Source organism: Robiginitalea sp., assembly GCF_049588695.1.
In the GTDB taxonomy this organism is placed as follows: Bacteria; Bacteroidota; Bacteroidia; order Flavobacteriales; family Flavobacteriaceae; genus Robiginitalea.
This window is the reverse complement of sequence record NZ_JBAVZJ010000146.1, coordinates 1-1792: the sequence shown is the minus strand read 5'-3', so window position 1 is coordinate 1792 and position 1792 is coordinate 1. Positions and strand designations below refer to the sequence as shown.

At 47.9% G+C, this 1792-nt stretch carries 2 protein-coding genes; both read right to left on the bottom strand.

The window, feature by feature from the left end; all coding sequences use genetic code 11:
* Window positions 1-1078, bottom strand: a 1078-nt coding sequence (locus tag WBV75_RS03395; protein ID WP_424119252.1) for a dicarboxylate/amino acid:cation symporter, incomplete at its 3' end; no start/stop codon positions are given.
* A 60-nt stretch (window positions 1079-1138) separates the two neighbouring features.
* The coding region (aroC, locus tag WBV75_RS03390; RefSeq protein ID WP_424119251.1) for a chorismate synthase at window positions 1139-1792 on the bottom strand (654 nt) is incomplete at its 5' end.

Here is a 1792-nt window from a genome sequence, read left to right as displayed (position 1 = left end):
AGCCAATGGACGCCAATAAGGCCGTCATAATAATAATTAATTGCCCTCCCAGGGTCAGATCAAATCCCAGGGCTTGTGAAATAAACACTGCAGCCACTCCCTGATAGAGACTCGTGCCATCCATATTGATGGTCGCCCCCACCGGTAAAACAAAACTCGATACTTCTTTATCAACACCGATGTGCTCCTCTACCCGCTCCATGGTCACCGGCAGGGTTGCCGCACTGGAACTCGTGGAAAAAGCCAATAATTGGGCAGGGCTAATTTTACTGAGGAATGTAAAGGGATTGTAACGGGTAAAAACGGAGACTACGATACTGTAAAACACTATCATCAATAGGAGTCCTAACACCACAACGCCGCTGTACTTTAAAAGGGCAATCAACAAATCGGGATCCCCGGAGGAAACCACGACATTCGCCAGGAGTGCAAAAACGGCAACCGGTGCCGTGAGCATGATCAGATCCACCATCTTTAAAACTACTTCATTGAGGGAGTCAAAAAACTCCTTTAAGGGGCGGGCAGCCTTTTCCCCGATCAACAACATCGAAATGCCCAGGAAAATCGTGAAGAAAATCACTTGTAGCATCAGACTATTGTCGCTGACGGCCCGAAACGCATTATCCGGGACCATGTCGACCAAAAACTGCAAGGGGCCGCTTTCTTTCTGTTTGCTGGCTTCCTCTAATTTAGACGTGACACCGGAGTCTGAGGCGTAGGTTTCCGTTAATTGGGTAATGGTTTCTTCAGAAATGCCGTCTCCTGGCTTCAATATATTTACCAGTACCAAACCGACGGAAATTGCAATGACCGTGGTAATGATGTAGATGCCTATGGTCCTGAGGCCAATATTTTTGAATTTACTGATATCCTGTAAATCCGAAATACCCTTAACCAGGGAAGCAAGGATGAGGGGGATTGCGATTAATTTGAGAAGTTTTACGAAGATCGTACCGATAGGACTGATCCAATCCTGGACAAATTCGGGACCCCATTCAGGAAACGTCATCAGAAATCCGAATAGGATTCCAAATACCATACCGATCAGAATCTGCCAGTGCAGTTCGAGTTTCTTCATAAAGTAGTTCTAAATTTAAAGGGTAAGATACTATTTTTAAGGAGAACAGTCACTGGGGGCTTAAATTTTGGAAAGCCTTCCCAGGAGGTAAAAATCAGCCATAACAAGTGCTGCCATTGCCTCGACGATAGGCACTGCCCTCGGCAGTACGCAGGGATCATGCCTTCCCTTGCCCTGAAGGCTAACGGCATTCCCTTTTTTATCTATGGTATCATACGCCTGAAGCAGGGTCGCTACGGGCTTGAAGGCCACCCGGAAATAGATATCCATCCCATTGCTGATACCGCCCTGAATGCCCCCACTGTGATTTGTCACGGTGCTTCCATCCGGTGCAAAGGAATCATTATGCTGGCTTCCCCTTAGCTCCACCCCTTTAAAGCCGCTGCCGTATTCAAAACCTTTAACAGCATTGATGGACAACATGGCCTGCCCCAGCCGGGCGTGAAGTTTATCAAAAACGGGCTCTCCCAAGCCGGGTGGAATGTTTTGAATCACACAGGTTATCACTCCACCAATAGTATCCCCGGCTTTGCGCACTTCCCGTATCTGCTGTTCCATAGCTCCTGCCAGCTCCGGATCAGGACACCGCACGGGGTTAGACTCGGTCAGTGAAAAATCGAGTTCCTTATACGATTTTTCAAGTGTCAGGGATCCTACCTGTGACACATAGGCATTAAACTGTATCCCGGGAATCACTTGTCGGGCTATGGCCCC